Origin of the sequence: Rhodococcus zopfii NBRC 100606 = JCM 9919 (genome assembly GCF_001895025.1) — a bacterium.
GTDB lineage: Bacteria > Actinomycetota > Actinomycetes > Mycobacteriales > Mycobacteriaceae > Rhodococcus > Rhodococcus zopfii.
On the sequence record NZ_BCXI01000046.1, the window covers coordinates 1 to 17019 of the forward strand.

Below are 17019 nucleotides of genomic sequence, written 5' to 3' on the forward strand. Positions count from 1 at the left end.
CTGCGCGATCACGTCGCGGTGGAGATCTCCCCGATCGCCAAGCCGCGGCAGATCTCCGTCGTGCCGGAACTGCCGAAGACCCGGTCCGGCAAGATCATGCGCCGCCTGCTGCGCGACGTCGCGGAAGGTCGCGAACTCGGCGACACGTCCACGCTGGTCGATCCCTCGGTCTTCGAGCCGATCCGCGTTCACCGCTCGCAGGGGTAGTCAGCTCTTGCCGCTTCACCCGATTACCGTGCGTGTCAAACCCTGCTGATGACGGTCGATCATCGATTGAATGGAGAGTCGGTATGCGGATTATCCTGATCGGGCCGCCAGGCGTCGGGAAGGGAACGCAGGCTCATCGGCTGGCAGACATCCTCAAGATTCCCCATATCTCGACCGGAGACCTCTTCCGCAGGCACATCGCGAACAGCAGCAGACTGGGTAAATCCGTCAAGTCGTACGCCGATGCAAGTGAGCTCATCCCGGATGTTGTCGCTGAACGTGTCGTCTCGGAACGACTGTCGAGAGGTGATGCCGCGGAAGGATTCATTCTCGACGGTTTTCCTCGCACACATGATCAAGCGCGTGTCCTCGACGCCATTCTCGAGACCAGGGGAGCCAAGGTCGATCACGCTGTCGAGTTCATACTCGACAATGCGGAACTGACGTCACGACTGCTGTCCCGTGGCCGTGGTGACGATACCGACGCCGTGATTCGGCATCGCCTCAATGTCTATGAGAAGGAACGGGACACGATACTCGGTCACTACGGGCCAGTCGTGGCTGAGCTGGATGCGTCCGGATCGGTTGAGGAGATCGGCGAGCGCCTACTCAGCACTCTGGGGGCTCGGGTCCTTCAAGTACTGGGAGTGCACGGCGCACGTTCGAGCCGGACAGCGGTTTAGTCTGCTCGTCCTCTCGGGTCGACTATTCCTTACCGAGCTTCACCCTTCCTGGGGTACACGTCGAAGGACGCTGAGTCCCCGTCTTTGCGAGCGCTGTTCCTGCGGGTGTTGGGATTTCGATCCGAGTAGTCTCGGCCTGCCGCGTGTCGGCTACCGAGCTGAGCAGCGGAGGAATCGTCAGCACCCACTGGAGCTGGGCTGTCCGTGGCCTTCCTGCCCGGACCCATCTGGAGCAGGAAGGCCACTCACCCCGTTACCGCGGCAGTCCCGGGTAGAGCGGGTACTTCTCTGCAAGTGCCTTGGTGCGGGTTCGTAGTGTGGGAATGTCCGGTTTTGGCTGAAGGGCGTGGGCGACGATGTCGGCTGTCTCGATGAAGTCGAGGGTTTCGAATCCACGGGTTGCGAGAGCAGGGGTACCGAGTCGAACGCCCGATGTCACCAAGGGCGGCCGGGGATCGAAAGGAATGCTGTTCCGGTTGGCGGTGATACCGACTTCGTGGAGGACTCGCTCGGCGGTGATGCCATCGATTTCGGAAGAACGAAGATCCGCAAGGATCAGGTGGACGTCCGTCCCTCCGGTGAGTACGTCGATACCGCTGGCTCGGGCATCCGGGGCTAGGAGCCGATCGGCCACGATACGAGCACCTTCCAAGGTTCGGCGCTGTCTGTCTGCGAAGGGTTCCGTACCGGCAAGCAGGAACGCGGTGGCCTTCGCCGCGATGATATGCATGAGTGGCCCGCCCTGCTGCCCAGGGAACACATTCCGGTTCAGGCTCTTGGCGTAGGTGTCATCCCTGCTGAGGATGAATCCGCCGCGTGGGCCACCGAGAGTCTTGTGGCTGGTGGACGAGACGATATCGGCCACGGGCACAGGATTCGGGTGCAATCCGGCGGCCACCAGTCCAGCGAAGTGTGCCATGTCGACCCACAGGAGTGCTCCGACCTCATCCGCGATCTCGCGAAAGGCCGCGAAGTCGAGATACCTTGGGTAAGCGGACCATCCGGCGATAATGACCTTCGGTCGGTGTGCGAGAGCGAGGTCGCGCACCTGATCCATCTCGATGAGGGACGAGTTTCGATCAAGCCCGTAGGTGACGACGTTGTAGAGTTTGCCGGAGAAGTTCAGTGGCATCCCGTGGGTGAGATGTCCGCCGTGATCGAGCCGGAGTCCGAGGATCGTGTCCCCGGGTTGCGCGATGGCGGACAGTACCGCGGCATTCGCGGTCGCACCCGAGTGGGGTTGAACGTTCGCATACTCCGCTCCGAAGAGCGCCTTTGCGCGTTCGATCGCCAGTTCTTCGGCCACGTCGACAGGCCCGCAGCCGGCGTAGTAGCGGCGGCCCGGATATCCCTCGGCGTATTTGTTGGTCAGCACGCTACCCGCCGATTCCAACACCGATATCGGAGCGAAGTTCTCCGAGGCAATCATCTCCAAGTACGAGCGTTCGCGATCGAGCTCGTCGTCGAGAACCGCTTGGATTGCGGGGTCGATGTGAGCCAATGAGACGTTGAGGTGGTCATTCATGTGAGGCCTTCTTCTGTTGTTGCACAAGTGGTTCACCGTGAACAGCCGGACAGGATGGAGTGGTAGGCGGGCAGGTCGAGTTGCCCGTGCCCCGAGAGACCGATGACAACGGTCTCTTCTCGGCTGGTTCTGTCCAGATACGCAAAGGCTGCGGCCAGCGCGTGAGTGGACTCCGGGGCCGGAACCAAACCCTCGGTGCGGGCCAGGAGAACTCCGGCATGGAATGCCGCATCCTGATGGATCGCAACGGGTTCGACCAGACCCAGGTTCACGACATGACTCAGTGCGGGTGCCATGCCGTGATAGCGGAGCCCGCCGGCATGGATCGGGTCGGGGACGAAGTCGTTGCCGAGTGTGTGCATCTTCATCAGCGGGGTCAGGCCGGAGAAGTCCCCGTGGTCGTATCGGTACTCACCCCGGGTCAGCGAGGGACAGGCGGAAGGCTCCGCTGCAATCACACGTGTCGACGCATCGGCGGTCAACACCTCTCGGAGAAACGGGAAGGAGAGTCCGGCCAGATTCGACCCGCCTCCGGCACAGCCGATCACGACATCTGCGGTAGCTTCCCCTTGCTCGCGGAGCTGGGCGATAGCCTCCTGCCCGATCACCGACTGGTGCAGAACAACGTGATTGAGCACGCTTCCCAATGCGTACCGCACTCGAGGTTCGGCGAGCGCCACCTCGACAGCTTCGCTGACCGCCATGCCGAGGCTGCCTGGCGTGTTCGGGTCGTCGCTCAGAATCGCTCGGCCGGTTGCAGTCTGCGAGGACGGACTCGAATGCACCCGCCCGCCGTACAGTTCCATCAGGTATCGCCGGTAGGGCTTCGACTCGTACGAGGCCCGCACCTGCCAAACCTCGACGTTCAGGTCGAACATCGCCCCCGCGAACGCGAGAGCGCTGCCCCACTGGCCTGCGCCAGTCTCGGTCGTGAGCTTGTCCACTCCTGCCTTCTGGTTGTAATACGCCTGCGCAACAGCCGAGTTGGGCTTGTGACTTCCGACAGGGCTCGCGCCTTCATACTTCAAATAGATGCGTGCACGGGTGTTCAGTGCACGTTCCAGACGTGAGGCGCGCAGCAGTGGGGTAACCCTCCATGACTTGTAGACGTCGCGGATCGGCTCGGGGATCAGGATGAACCTGTCCGTGCTGAGTTCCTGCGCCGCCAATGCCGCCGGAAAGAGGTTCTCGAGTTCGGCGGCGGTCACAGGATCGCCGGTGGCGGGATTCAGATGTGGGGGAATCGGTTCCGGAAGGTCGGCGGCGATGTTGTACCAGTGCGTCGGCACGGCTGCGGCGTCCGGTCGGGCGGGACTGCTTCCGGTGCGATACACGCCGCCGCCCGCCTGCGGTAACGATACCGGTAGGGTGGGAGTAACGTTATCCAAACTCTTCATATATAATGGTAACAGGTGGGTGGGCGTTCCAAATCGCTCTCTCGGGTTCGGACGACCGGCTGTGGCCTTCGACGGAGTTGCCGCTCACTTCCGCTGCTGCTGCTTCCGTAGGCAGTCACCCCGGCGCACGTCGAGGAACGTACTACCGGACGAGGCGGAACAGCGGATCATCCGGTTCGATGCGACGAACCGCGCAGCGCGAGTGCACCATCCGAGTGAGCAGGGTGTCGAGGCCGTCACGGCTTCTCAGCTGGATACCAACCAACGCCGGGCCGGTTTCCCGATTGTTGCGTTTGACGTATTCGAACATAGTGATGTCGTCTTCGGGTCCCAGCACGTCGGCGAGGAAGCGGCGCAGTGCTCCGGGTTGCTGTGGGAAATCGACGAGAAAGTAGTGCTTGAGACCCTCGTGCACCAGCGCGCGTTCGAGGATCTCGCGGTAGCGGCTGACGTCGTTGTTTCCCCCGGATACGACGCAGACCGTCAGCTCTCCACGTTCGGGTGCGACCGAATCCCCAAGGCAGGCGGTGGCGAGGGCCCCGGCGGGTTCGACGATGATTCCGTCGTGCTGATACATGGCCAGCATCTCGGAACAAACACGGCCTTCGTCGACAGTCGTCACTCGTGCAACGTGGTCGCGGATCAGCGGAAAAGTGTGCGAACCCACGGTTCGTACGGCCGCGCCGTCGACGAACGTGTCGACCGATTCCAGTGCCACAGGGCGTCCCGCGCACAGCGCCGCTGTCATCGACGCGGCCCCTGCCGCCTCCACTCCGATCAGTTGTGTCTCGGGAGCATTTTCGGCAGACCATGCCGCTATCCCTGCCAGTAGCCCACCTCCGCCGATCGGAACGATTATCCGATCCGGTAGCTCGCCGAGCTGTTCGACGATCTCACGAGCGATGGTTCCCTGCCCCGCGATGGTGGGCGGCGCATCGAATGCCGGCACCAGCATTGCGCCGCTCGCCCGAGCATGCGCACATGCCGCCTGATACGCCTGGTCGTATGTCTCGCCAGTCACCATGATCTCGACCGCGACACCGCCGAGGATTCGGATGCGTTCGCGCTTCTGACGTGGCGTGTTGCGCGGCACGTAGATTCGGCTGGATAGGCCGAGACGATTGCACGCCCAGGCGACACCTTGAGCATGATTGCCTGCGCTGGCGCAGACCACTCCGACATCCCGGACCTCGTCCTGGATCTGCACTATGAAGTTGTAGGCGCCGCGCAGCTTGTACGAACGCACTACCTGTAGGTCTTCCCTCTTCAGCCAGACTTCCGACCCCGTCATATCCGACAACCGGGCATTTCGCTCGAGTGGAGTACGCCGGATGATTCCCTCGAGGCGCGTTCCCGCTTCATCAACGGCACTGGCGGCAACTGCGAGCATGTGATCATCACGCCTTCGCGTAGGGAGTTCGGGGCGGTTGGGAGGCGTCGTCGTAGTCGGACGATGTCGACACCTCATCTGCACGTATGGACGTCGGCCAGCGTTGCGAGTGCCGGAACGAGTGTTTCGAGTGCGCGGGCCCGGTGCGAATGCCGGTACCTTTCCTCGGTGTCCCACTCGGCGACGGTGCACTCGTGACCGGGCCTTTGGCCGTCCGGGATGAAGATGGAGTCGTAGGGGAATCCGTCGTCGCCTGCCGGCGTCAGGGCCAACCGGCCCGGCCAATGGTCCTCGGCTACGAATTCGGTACCACGAGGATCGACCAATGCGAGTGCTGAAGTGAATTGTGCCGTGCGGTAGGGGTCGGCGACGTCGGAGAGCTGGTCGAGAAGCAGATTCCGGTTGGCGATGAGGTCCTTCCGGTGTCCGGCCCAGTAGGCGGAGAATACTCCGGGGGCGCCGCCGAGTACGTCCACGCATAGTCCGGAATCATCGGCAACAGCCGGCAGGCCGGAATGCGCGGCGGCAATGCGTGCCTTGATGAGCGCGTTGTCACGGAAGCTGAGCCCGTCCTCGACCGGCTCGGGACCATCGTAGGCAACCGGTGTCCACCCCGGCAGGACCAATCCGGTGATGTAGCGGTATTCGGCGACTTTGGTTGCGTTGTGCGTCGCGAGAACGAATGTGTTGTGCTCGGTCATGTACGATTTCCATTGGTCGACAACGAATCTGGACTTGTCTCGGGCTGCTTTGCGACGCGACCCGAGCATGCGGTGCGGTGCCCTGTCGAGGTGGGGGCGGCGGCTCAGTCGTGTCGATTCAGCGCGTCGTCGATCACGGTGAGCGCGTACTCGAGGAGATCGTCGGTGACGTCGAGAGTCGGCAGGAACCGGATGACGTTGCCGTCGCTGCCTGCGGTGATCAGGACCACGCCACGGCGGGCCGCGTGCTCGCTGATCGCCGCGGCGCTACCGGGCAGCGGTTGAGTCGTTCCCGGCCGGGTCAACTCGAAAGCGATCATCGCACCATGCCCGCGGACGTCGCCGATGACGGGGTGGTGTTCGGCGATCCGACGCAGGCCGTCGGTGAGGGTGTTGCCGATTCGGCGAGCAGCGGCGAACTGCTCCTCGTCTTCCAGAAGGTCGAGGACGGCGTGCGCGGCGGCGATCGACACCGGATTTCCACCGAAGGTACCGCCGAGGCCGCCGGTTGCCGCAGCATCCATGATTTCTGCTCGTCCGGTGACCCCGGCCAACGGGAGGCCGGCGGCGATCTGCTTCGCGGTGAGCACCACGTCGGGAACGACGCCGAACAGATCGCTGGCGAACCAAGTCCCGGTCCGCCCGAGCCCGCACTGGATCTCGTCGGCGACGAGGACGACGCCGTTTCGGTTGGTCCATTCCTGCAGGGCAGGTAGGTACCCTTCTGCGGGCACGATGAATCCGCCCTCGCCCTGGATGGGTTCGACAACGAGAGCGGCGAGGTCCGCGGAGCCGACGCGTTCTTCCAGGTACGCAATCGTCCGATCTGCAGCCTGCCGGCCCGTGAGCCCGTCCCGGAACGGATAGGAGTTCGGAACCCGGTGGATATCAGGCGCGAACGGCCCGAAACCGGTCGCGTACGGGACCGCCCGGTGATTCATCGCGAGAGTGAGATTGGTGCGGCCGTGGAACCCGTGGTCCAAGGACGCAACTGCTCGCCGACCCGTATACGCCCGGGCGACCTTGACGGCGTTCTCGACTGCTTCGGCGCCGGAGTTGACGAACATGGTCTTCTTCGCGTGCGACCCGGGTGTCTTCTCGGACAGGCGTTCGGCGAGGCGCACGTATCCCTCGTACGGCGTGATGCCGAACAGGGTGTGGGTGACCCGGTTCAGTTGCGCAGCCGCCGCATCGATGATGCTCTGCTGGTGGTGGCCGACCATGTTGACGCCGGCGCCGCAACCCAAGTCCAGAAACCTGTTGCCATCGACGTCGACGAGCCACGGCCCTTCTGCGTGATCGATATAGATCGGCAGTGCGCTCCCGATTCCGCGCGGCACCGCCGCCGTCTTGCGGCTGTGGAGCTCGCGGCTTTTCGGCCCCGGAACCTCGGTGATCAGCGCAGGTCCTGTCGAGGCGGATGCGGTGCGAAGTGTTTCGGTCATGCGCGTCCTTTCGTGTCTCGGTTCGGCGTTTCGTAGACCTCACGCCGCTGGTCGGTGTGGGTGTTGCCGGTAGCCGGTGAGAAACCGGGCGAAACGGTCCATGGCGTCGGCGAGTACCGGTGGGTGTGGAAGGAAGGCGATGCGTAGGTGGTCGGGGCGAGTCCAGTTGAACGCACGTCCGTGGACGAGCAGGACGTGCTCGGCGTCGAGGAAGTCGAGCACGAGTTGTTCGTCGTCGACGATTCCGTGCACGTGAGGATCGATGCGAGGGAAGGCATACAGACCGCCTCCGGGTTCGTGGCAGGTCACTCCGGGAATCTCCTGCAATAGTCGGACCGCCAGCGCGCGCTGTTCGTAGAGCCGTCCTCCCGGACTCCGGAGCGCGGCGATCGTATCGTCGTGCCGCAACGCCGCGGTGATCGCATGCTGTGCGGGAACGGAGGCGCACATGCGCATCGAGGCCAGTAGGCGCAGTCCTGCAAGGTACCCGTCGTCGGGACTGAACCCGGTAGCGACAACCCATCCGGCTCGATAGCCGGCGACGCGTGAGGTCTTGGACAGTCCCGAGAAGGTGATGCAGGGATGCATGGGCGCAACCTGAGCAGTGCTGATGTGGACGTGCCCGGGGTAGACGATCCGGTCGTAGATCTCGTCGGAGAGCAGGAGGAGCCCGTGCCGGTCAGCGACAGCGGCGATGGCGTCGAGCGTGCGCCGTGAGTACACCGCACCTGTGGGGTTGTTGGGGTTGATGATGACGATCGCCCGGGTGCGGGACGTCACCATGCGTCCCAATTCCTCTGTGTCGGGAGCCCATCCGGCTGTTTCGTCGCACGGGTAGTGTCGGGGTACTCCGCCGGCAAGCACGGTCGACGCCGTCCACAAGGGGTAGTCCGGAGAGGGGATCAGCACCTCGTCACCGGGTTCGAGGAGAGCCTGCAGGGTGAGGGTTACCAGCTCCGAGACGCCGTTGCCGATCAGAATGTCGTCGATACCCGCAGCCGGGAACCCGGGCCGGGCAGCATAGTGGTCCCGGATCGCTTCTCGGGCAGAGCCGAGCCCTTGCGACTCGGAGTAGCCGTGTGCATGGGGAAGCGTGTCCCGGAGTGCGTCGACCACGACCTCGGGCGCCTCGAACCCGAATGGAGCCGGGTTCCCGATGTTCAGGCGCAGGACTTCTTGGCCGCGCCGCTCCAGTTCGGCGGCGCGGTCGTGTACCGGTCCCCGCAGGTCATAGAGGACTCCGTTCAGCCTCGACGACGAGTTCACGATCACTGGGCTATCGGGGGGTGTCACGTGTGTTGTCACAGTCCTGCTCCTGTGTGTGCGGCTGCCACGGCCTTGGCGAGAGCATCGGCCAGCATCTCGGAGGCGTCCGTGTCGAGTTCGTGGACCGTCAGTCGAATGCGTTCGGCACCCGACTCGGTGCCGAGGGCGAAGCTGTCTCCGGTGCGGACTATCCAGCCGCGACGCATCAGCTGCCCGGCGACGGCATGCGCGTCGGCACCGGTACTCACCCAGATATTGAGTCCATCGCCACCGGTGGCGGTGATTCCGCGGTCGCGTAGAAGTTCGACGAATCGTGTGTTCTCTCGGTGATAGTGAACGGCGGCGGCGTGGATTCGGTCCTGCACCGTCTCGTCGGTGAGCAGCGCCTGCACGGTGCGCTGGAGAAGATGGCTCACCCACTTGGTTCCGCCACTGATCTGTACGGCGAACCGATCCGCGGTACCCGGATCGCTCGCCACCAGGGCGACGCGTAGGTCGGGACCGAGGAACTTCGATACCGACCGCACCAGCGCCCACCGCTGATGGGTGCCCGAGACGATGCTGTGGTAGCGGGCCTGGGAAAGGAGTGAGAAGTGGTCGTCCTCGATGACCAGCACGTGCGGATGGTCGGCGAGTGCGTCCTGTAGTTCCGCAGCCCGTGACGGGGTGAGGCTCACTCCGGTGGGATTGTGGGCGCGGGGTGTGCATACGACGGCGCGGGCGCCTGCCTCCAGTGCGGAACGCAATCCGCCGGCGGTCATCCCCTCGTCGTCGACCGGGACGGGAACAGGTCGGTAGCCGGCCCGCCGAACGGCGTTGATGCTGGTGAGGAAGCAGGGATCCTCCAGGGCGACCGCATCGCCATGGCTGAGCGCCTGGGACAGCAGCTTCTCGATCGCGTCGACAGCGCCGCTGGTAACCGTCAGGCGGAACTCGCGCGGCTGATCAGCGGCAAACTGCGACATTGCCCACGCGCCCAGCCCCGGGTCGACTGTGGACTCGCCGTACAGTACCGGTGGAGACGAGGACAGTTGCACCATCGAGGGATCGGGCAGAAGGTTCCGGTCCGGATTCCCGTGGCTGACATCGCGCAGAACTGTGTCCGGCGCAAAGCCTTCCTCGACAAACGTCGGGGGCGGAGCGATCGATGTTCCCGCGCCCCGGTTGGTGATCGCGACACCCGCGACGGCCAGTTGACGATAGGCGGCGACCACGGTGTTGCGGTTCACGCCGAGCGACTTCGCCAGCTCGCGGACCGGAGGCAGTCCGTCACCGGCGTGCAGCGAGCCGGAGTCCACCAGCGCACGCACGCTGCCGGCGATCTCGGCCGCCGTTCTGCCCTCGATTCGCGTCACTTCGAATGTCCTTCCGCCACACCGATCATCGATTTAGCCTAGACCATGTACTGTTTGACCTATGCCAAGTATATCCGATGCGTCGAGTGGGCCCGGGTACCCGCGGGCGGCAACGATCGACGACTTTGTGCGCAACATCGCTTCGGTGCGGGCCCGTATCGCCGCGGCCGCCGAGCGATCGGGTCGCGACACGTCCGACATCCGTTTGCTGCCGGTGAGCAAGACCGTCGGCGAGGACAGAATCCGTCTGGCGGTGCAGGCGGGATGTCGTGAACTCGGTGAGAACAAGGTGCAGGAAGCCAAACGCAAGCAGGGGAACCTTGCCGACCTCGACGTTCGATGGTCGGTCATCGGGCACCTGCAGACCAACAAGGCGCGCGATGTCGCCGCCTTCGCGGCCGAATTCCAAGCCTTGGACAGCCTGCGTGTGGCCGAGGTACTCGACCGCCGTCTCCAGGGGGTTGGGCGCTACCTCGACGTCTATGTGCAGGTCAACACCTCGGCGGAAGAGTCCAAGTACGGACTGGAACCGGCCGACGTGCCGGCTTTCCTCGCCGCACTGCCGCGCTATACGGCGCTGAGGGTCCGAGGTTTCATGACATTGGCCCTGTTCACCGCCGACACGCCCCGGGTCCGTGAGTGCTTTCGGCTTCTGCGCACCCTCCGCGACCGCGCCCGGGACGCCGATCCCGCCCTCATCGGTCCGGGGGAACTGTCGATGGGCATGTCCGGCGACTACGAGGTTGCCATCGAGGAAGGCGCGGACTGTGTTCGTGTGGGTCAGGCGATCTTCGGAGCTCGAGCCACCGCGAACGACCACTACTGGCCCACGTCCACGGAGTGACGATCGCGAGTACCGATCGGGCGATCGATGTCCGCGCCGGCAGTGTGGACGCCCGGCACCTCCGGAAACCCGATCGGCGGACAGGAAGGCCTCGACCACCCGTCGACGATCCCGAGCTCGACCGGACCCGCTGCGTCGCGCCGGACGCGCGGTGCGGAGAATGCGGGGCATGGGACGTACGGAACACGGATATTTCACGGAGGTCGACGGCCGGTTCGTGCCGACCGAGATCGCGATCAGTCCTTGGTCGCCCGACATGATCGTCGGACCGTGCGTGTGCGGGCTGTTCGCCCGGGAACTCGAGAACCGGCACGCGGTCGAGAACTGGGTGCCGTCGCGGCTCACCGTCGACCTGTTCAAACCGGTGCGCACCGACCCGGTGACGGTCGAGACCACGCTCGTGCGCGACGGCAACCGCATCCGGGTGGCCGACGCGCAGATGCTGCAGGGCGACGACGTGGTCGCACGCGCGACCGTCGTGTACCTGCGTCCGTCGGAGCAGCCGCCCGGAACGGTGTGGACCCGCGACGAGCATCCGACGCCACCGCCGGGTCACGCGGACACCACGGCCGGTTTCGCGCCGACCTGGTTCGGCAGCGACGGCCATCCCGACGGCTGGTCGCGGAAACGGTCCGAACATCAGAACTCGAGCCGTAAACGCATGTGGGCAAGACAGTTCCCGGTCATCCTCGGCGAGGAGACGTCGCCGTTCGTGCGAACCGCCATCGTCGGTGAGGGCACGAGCCTGGTCACCAACTGGAGCGAGCGGGGCGTCGGATTCATCAACGCCGACCTCACGCTGACCCTGTCGCGGCTGCCGGTCGGCGCCGAGGTCGGGGTCGAGGCGGATCACCACATCGGTGCGGACGGTGTCGCCGTCGGCACGTCGGTGCTGTTCGACAGTCTCGGTCCGTTCGGCGCCGGCATGGTGGTGGCCCTGGCGAACACCCATCGGCAGGTCGACTTCGGCTGACGGAGTGCCGTACCGACGGGACCCGCCGAGTAGCGGTGGCCTGTGCCTACCCGTCTTCGCCCGCAGCATCCTCGATCGCGACGGTCGCCGCGTGCAGGGTCCCGTCGCACCGGTCGCAGACCAGCCGCGGCAGGAACGGTGCCCCGCATCCCAGGTGCACCGCCTCGAGCGCGGGGCCCTCGGGCGCGTTGAACCATCGTTGTCCCCACGCGACCATGCACGCGATCACGGGGAAGAACGCCAGGCCCTTGTCGGTGAGGTGATAGGTCACCCAATCGGCACGATCGGGATGCGGGCGCGGCGCGAGCACGTCGAGTTCGGTGAACCTCCGGAGCCGGTCGGTGACGACGGCCGGCGGTGCCCCCATCTGTTCGGCGAACTCCCCGAAGCGGGTGGCGCCCAGATGAGCGGATCCCAGCAACGCCGCCGACCAGCGGCTTCCGACCAGTTCCATGGTGTGCGGGACGACGTCCGGGGTGCGGGCCGCGCGCCCGGATCGTCGACGACCGGTCGCCGCGGGCACACACCGCGACCGGTCCCCGCTCGGTCCGGTCCGCACAGTCACGTCGTGCGCGTCGGCCGGCGCTCCGCACGCGTCGCACACGAGCCGCGGCACGAACAACTGGCCGCACGTGGTGTGACGCCGACGCGGCAGACGCGCTCCCGCGTCGGCCGACCAGCGCTGCTCCCACGCCCACATGCTCACGAGCACCGGCCACACGCTGCGTCCGCGCGCGGTGAGCGCGTACTCGTGGCGTACCGGTTCCTGCTGGTAGGCGACCTTCTCGAACAGCCCGGCCTCGGTGAGCCGGCCCAGCCGCGCGGTCAGCACCGCGTGGGAGATGGGGCCGCGCGCGATCCAGTCGCCGTACCGGCGTGCCCCGAGCAGCGCCGAGCGCAGGATCCACAGGTTCCATTCGTCGCCGAGGACCCCGAGGGTCACCGCGAGCGCGTTGTCGCCGCCCGGTTCGAGCGTGGTGAAGGTGGGACCGGGCACCGGGGCAGCCTACAGGCCGATCGTGGTACCCGGACGGTCGTGCTCGCGCCAGCCGGGCAGCGACGAACCGGCGGCCCACGTCGAATGCGTGCCGCTCGAGATCCGCTCGGGTAGTTGCATCCGCGCGACGGGACCGTCGGCGACGTTCCGGGCATCGAACACGAGGCATTCGGAGCGGTCCTCGTTCATGTCGGTGACGAGGGTGACGAGGTAGCCGTCGTCCTCGGATGCCGACCCGATGCGCGGCGCCATCACGGTTTCGCTGCCGAACACGCCGTCGCCGAACGCGTAGCGCTCCTCGTTGCCGGTGAGCACGTCGTGCTTGACGAGGCCGTCGAACAGGAACCAGCCGGGCACGCCCGTCGCGGCGTAGGTGTAGCGGTGCGGCACCCCCGCGTGGTGCGGGTTGATCATCCCGAATTCGGTGATCGACTCGGACAGTCGTTCCTCCTTCACCTGTCCGGTGCGCAGGTTCAGCCGCCACCGGTGCAGGTGGGTGCCCATGCGGTCGAGGGCGAGGGACCGGAACAGCCGCTGGTAGATGGTGCCGGTGCCGTCGTCGGCGGGTTCGGGGTCGCTCTGGTGGAAGCCTTCGAGGACGATCTCGTCGCCGCTCTCGTAGGCGTTGGTCCAGTGCAGGACGTAGGTGGGGGCGGCGTCGAACCACACGATCTCGTCGGAGTTGCCGCGCCGCGGGATCACCCCGAGCCGCATCGGCATGTCGGGGTGGTACTTCGGCACGTACCGGCCGCGTTCGAGCAGCTGCGGCAGCCAGAACAGCGGGCAGTCGTTGAGAATCGCGTAGTTCTCGGTGAAGGCCATGTCGTGCGGCAGGCGCGGGCCGGGCAGTTCCACGTCGACGTAGTGCACCAGCCGGTTCTGCGCGTCGACGACACCGTAATGCATGTACGGCGCGTCGGTGGTGTAGTCGAAGAACAGCATCTCGCCGGTCCGCTCGTCGACCTTCGGGTGCGCGGAGACCCCCGTGGACGGGAATTCTCCGTGCCACGTGGACTTTCCGAGTGTCTCGAGGGTCGTGGGGTCCAGCCGGTACAGCTCGCCGCACTGCCAGAAGCTCGACAGCGCGACCCCGTTGTGGACGGTGATGTCGGTGCTCGATCCGTCCTTCATCCGACCGCGGGCGCCCCAGCCGTCCTGCCGGATCGAGTTCTCGGGGCGCTCGGCGATGCCCGCCCACAGGGGGCCGCCCGCCTCCTGCTCGGCGACGAATCCATCGGTGCGCACGAACCGGTTGCGGTAGAACGCCTTTCCGTCGCGAAATCCGACGGCGTGGATCATGCCGTCGCCGTCGAACGGATGGTAGAGACCTTCGAGGGCGGGATGCGCAGGGTTTTCGGTGTTGCGCAGGTAGACGCCGTCGAGGTCGTCGGGAAGTTCGCCGACGACCGTGAGATCGTCGGCGCGCCACTCGGTGTGCTGGGGCCGCCACGGGCCGGTGCGGTAGGGGTGGTCGTCGTTCTCCGGCAGCGTGGTCAGTGCGCGTCCGAGTACTTCGATGTCCATGCGGATTCTCCCTGCGGTTCTACGATCGGTCGTTTTTCGGCAACGAAACCGGCTGTGGTGGTGGTACTTCCACCGATTTTGAGGGTCGCGGCGCGAGGGTCGCCGGATACCTGGTGGCTGCCCGCGAGCACCACGCCGTCCGCTGTCACCGCATCAGCCTCTCTCGCCGGGAAACGTCCTACTACAGTTAACAGAGTAATAGGGGCGCGGGCAAGCCTGCCCGTGCGCCTTTTCGGCGTCCGGGACCGCCGAGAAGGCACACGGGGGACGACTACAGCAGAGCGGTGACAAGCTCCCGATACGCAGAGTTCGGGAATGTGAACGGGTCCGCGGTGAGCACCTGGATCGCGACTTCGTCGGCCCCGGCCCGGTAGTGCTCCTCGATCCCCGCGACCACGGTGTCGAGATCGCCCCACGGAATCAGCGCGTCCATCAGCCGGTCGCTGCCGCCGCCGGCCAGATCGTCGTCGCCGTAGCCGAGGCGACGAAGGTTGTTGGTGTAGTTCGGCAGCGTCAGGTAGCCGCGCATGTACTCGTGCGCGATCGCGCGAGCGGTGTCCTCGTCGCGCTCGAGCACCACCGCGACCTCGGGTGCCAGGAGCGGGCCGTCGCCGAGGATCTCCCGGGCCTGCGCGGTGTGCTCGGCGGGCACGAAGTAGGGGTGCGCCCCGGCGGACCGCTCGGCGGACAGGGTGAGCATGCGCGGCCCGAGGGCGGCCAGCGCGCGGCGCTGCGCCGGCAACTCCGCGGCATCCAGTGCGTCGAGGTACTCGACCATGCGGCTGTACGGCTTGGTGTAGGTGTTCGCGTTCTTCGCGTCGACGACGGGCGCGTGACTCGTCCCCAGCCCGAGCAGGAAGCGACCCGGATGGTCCCGCTCGAACGTGCGGACAGCCTCGACGGTCACCGCCGGATCGGCGTGCCAGATGCTCAGGATGCCGCTGGCCACACCGAGACGTGTTGTCGCATCCAGTACCTCGCCGTAGACCGACGGCACGCCGTCCCGGAAACCACCCGATGTCCACAGCCGCGAATATCCCAGCTCGTCGAGTTCACGTGCCGCGTCCAGCGCCGCCTCCCGGGTCTGTCGGCCCAGCCAGAACGCGCCACCCCACACACTCACCTGTCGTGTCATGAAACCGACAGTAGCGTCGCGACGGGTCAGGCGAGACCCGACAGCGGCGGCGGCGAGTTCTCGTCGCGCCAGCCGATGGCCTCGACGAGTCGAGCGAGGTCGTAGTCCGGCCCGCCGATGCCGACGGTGAACAGCGAGATCCCCGCGGCGGCGTACTCGCCGGCCTTGTCGAGGCCGGGCCACGGGACGGACCGCTCGATGTCCGGCGCGTGCCGGCCGATTTCGGCGCACCGCTGTTCGACGATCCCCCACTTCTCGACGTGGGTGCCGAGCTCGCCGAAGCTGTGCCAGATGTTCCCGTATTTCGCGACGAGCGGCAGTGTCTTGCGACGGCCGCCCCCACCGATGAGCACCGGGATATGGCGTGTCGGTTGGGGATTCAGCTTGCCGAGCCGCGCGGTGATACGCGGCAGATACTCGGCGAGCAGGTCGAGCCGCGAACCCTTGGTGCCGAACTCGTAGCCGTACTCCTCGTAGTCCTTCTCGAACCAGCCCGACCCGATGCCGAGGATCAGGCGCCCGCCGCTGATGTGATCGACGGTACGGGCCATGTCGGCGAGCAGATCCGGGTTGCGGTAGCCGCCTCCGGTGACGAGCGCACCGATCTCGACGCGTTCGGTCTGCTCGGCCCACGCGCCGAGCATCGTCCAGCATTCGAAATGAGCACCGTCGGGGTCGCCGCTGAGCGGGTAGAAGTGGTCCCAGTTGAACACGATGTCGACGCCGGCGTCCTCGGCGCGCAGTATGGTGTCGCGGATGACGCCGTAGTCGGGCTGGTGCTGGGGCTGGAGTTGAAGTCCGATGCGGATGGGGCGCGTCATGGCAACCACGGTAGGACCCCCGATCGTCCCACGCAGCGGAAACCGGATCAGCCGGTGCGGTCGAGCGCCGCGAACTGCGGCTCGAGACCCCGGAGGAAGGATTCGAGGGCCAGTTCGAAACTGTCGTGATCGATCTCCGCGGCGTGCTCGGCGAGCCGGTGCGCGTCCGACAGGTGGGGGTAGCGGTCGTCGTAGGTGTCGCGGTCGCCGCGGAATCCGCCGGCGAACGACGCGATCGCGGCGCCGAGCACGATGTACTTCACGGATGCGCCGATGAGGGTCGCGGTGCGGGGTGGCCAGCCCGCGCGGGTCAGGCCGCCGTGCACGGCATCCGCCCGGTCGAGAGCACCGGATCGTGTGCCGGGGCTCGAGGCGAGGTACGGAACCATGTTGGGATGCGCGGCCAGCGCCGCCCGGTACGAGCGGGCCCACGTGCGCAGAGCGTCCCGCCAGTCTCCCGCTGCGAAACCGGAGACGTCGACATCGTCGGCGATGACGTTGCCGATGTCGTCGAGCAGCGCGTCCTTGGTTGCGTAGTGGGTGTAGAGCGAGGGTGCACGCACGCCGAGTTCGGTGGCGATCCGCCGCATCGAGACCTCGCCGAGGCCGTGCTCGTCGATCATGCGCAAGGTGGTGTCGCGGATGAGTTGCCGGCTCAGCAGCGGGGTCCGGGGCCGGGCCATCGTCAGCCTCCTCGATGCGGGGACCTGGACATCCTAACAGTGTACGGATTATCGTCGGGTCGACGCGAAGCCG

16 protein-coding genes are annotated in these 17019 nt (G+C 66.0%); 4 read left to right on the top strand and 12 right to left on the bottom strand.

Translation table 11 applies throughout. The features are described from left to right. Together RZ1_RS24330 and RZ1_RS24335 are read left to right on the top strand one after the other, a co-directional pair. On the top strand, positions 1-207 hold a 207-nt coding region (locus tag RZ1_RS24330), incomplete at its 5' end, for an AMP-binding enzyme (protein WP_445009302.1). 83 nt (positions 208-290) lie between these two features. Beyond that, complete coding sequence (locus RZ1_RS24335; RefSeq protein WP_072815088.1) at positions 291-890, top strand: adenylate kinase; 600 nt, start codon at positions 291-293, stop codon at positions 888-890. Between the two features lie 253 nt (positions 891-1143). On the opposite strand, the gene glyA is transcribed toward RZ1_RS24335, so the two are convergent. From glyA to RZ1_RS24370, 7 genes are all read right to left on the bottom strand, one after another. Then, entirely contained in the window at positions 1144-2415 is a 1272-nt protein-coding gene (gene glyA, locus RZ1_RS24340) for a serine hydroxymethyltransferase (protein WP_072815089.1), read from the bottom strand. A gap of 32 nt (positions 2416-2447) precedes the next feature. After that, complete coding sequence (locus tag RZ1_RS24345; protein ID WP_072815090.1) at positions 2448-3749, bottom strand: TrpB-like pyridoxal phosphate-dependent enzyme; 1302 nt, start codon at positions 3747-3749, stop codon at positions 2448-2450. Between the two features lie 205 nt (positions 3750-3954). Continuing rightward, positions 3955-5202 carry a threonine ammonia-lyase IlvA gene (gene ilvA / locus RZ1_RS24350; protein WP_072815091.1) on the bottom strand — a complete coding sequence of 416 codons (1248 nt, stop codon included), beginning with the start codon at positions 5200-5202 and terminating at the stop codon, positions 3955-3957. A gap of 74 nt (positions 5203-5276) precedes the next feature. Further along, the gene (locus RZ1_RS24355) at positions 5277-5903 is read right to left on the bottom strand and encodes a non-canonical purine NTP pyrophosphatase (RefSeq protein WP_072815092.1); all 627 of its coding nucleotides are present in this window, start codon (positions 5901-5903) and stop codon (positions 5277-5279) included. A 104-nt stretch (positions 5904-6007) separates the two neighbouring features. After that, positions 6008-7348 (bottom strand): 4-aminobutyrate--2-oxoglutarate transaminase, encoded by a 1341-nt coding sequence (gabT, locus tag RZ1_RS24360; protein ID WP_072815093.1) that lies wholly within the window; start codon positions 7346-7348, stop codon positions 6008-6010. 39 nt (positions 7349-7387) lie between these two features. Continuing rightward, complete coding sequence (locus tag RZ1_RS24365) at positions 7388-8614, bottom strand: pyridoxal phosphate-dependent aminotransferase (protein WP_238071752.1); 1227 nt, start codon at positions 8612-8614, stop codon at positions 7388-7390. A gap of 35 nt (positions 8615-8649) precedes the next feature. After that, a complete protein-coding gene (locus RZ1_RS24370) occupies positions 8650-9969 on the bottom strand; it encodes an aminotransferase class I/II-fold pyridoxal phosphate-dependent enzyme (RefSeq protein ID WP_174565239.1) in 1320 nt (439 codons plus the stop codon). A 61-nt stretch (positions 9970-10030) separates the two neighbouring features. Between RZ1_RS24370 and RZ1_RS24375 the strand changes: the two genes are divergently transcribed. Together RZ1_RS24375 and RZ1_RS24380 are read left to right on the top strand one after the other, a co-directional pair. Next, positions 10031-10813, top strand: coding sequence for a YggS family pyridoxal phosphate-dependent enzyme (locus tag RZ1_RS24375; RefSeq protein WP_072815096.1), 783 nt, complete (start codon positions 10031-10033; stop codon positions 10811-10813). A gap of 169 nt (positions 10814-10982) precedes the next feature. Then, complete coding sequence (locus tag RZ1_RS24380) at positions 10983-11786, top strand: acyl-CoA thioesterase domain-containing protein (RefSeq protein ID WP_072815097.1); 804 nt, start codon at positions 10983-10985, stop codon at positions 11784-11786. A 46-nt stretch (positions 11787-11832) separates the two neighbouring features. Here RZ1_RS24380 and RZ1_RS24385 read toward each other — a convergent pair whose 3' ends face one another. From RZ1_RS24385 to RZ1_RS24405, 5 genes are all read right to left on the bottom strand, one after another. Continuing rightward, entirely contained in the window at positions 11833-12783 is a 951-nt protein-coding gene (locus RZ1_RS24385) for a winged helix-turn-helix transcriptional regulator (RefSeq protein ID WP_072815098.1), read from the bottom strand. Between the two features lie 9 nt (positions 12784-12792). Further along, positions 12793-14307, bottom strand: coding sequence for a carotenoid oxygenase family protein (locus RZ1_RS24390; RefSeq protein ID WP_072815099.1), 1515 nt, complete (start codon positions 14305-14307; stop codon positions 12793-12795). Positions 14308-14578: 271 nt separating this feature from the next. After that, positions 14579-15442 carry an LLM class F420-dependent oxidoreductase gene (locus tag RZ1_RS24395; RefSeq protein WP_218020486.1) on the bottom strand — a complete coding sequence of 288 codons (864 nt, stop codon included), beginning with the start codon at positions 15440-15442 and terminating at the stop codon, positions 14579-14581. 26 nt (positions 15443-15468) lie between these two features. Continuing rightward, a complete protein-coding gene (locus tag RZ1_RS24400; protein ID WP_072815101.1) occupies positions 15469-16263 on the bottom strand; it encodes an LLM class F420-dependent oxidoreductase in 795 nt (264 codons plus the stop codon). 47 nt (positions 16264-16310) lie between these two features. Then, complete coding sequence (locus RZ1_RS24405) at positions 16311-16946, bottom strand: TetR/AcrR family transcriptional regulator (protein WP_072815102.1); 636 nt, start codon at positions 16944-16946, stop codon at positions 16311-16313. Between the last annotated feature and the right edge of the window lie 73 nt (positions 16947-17019).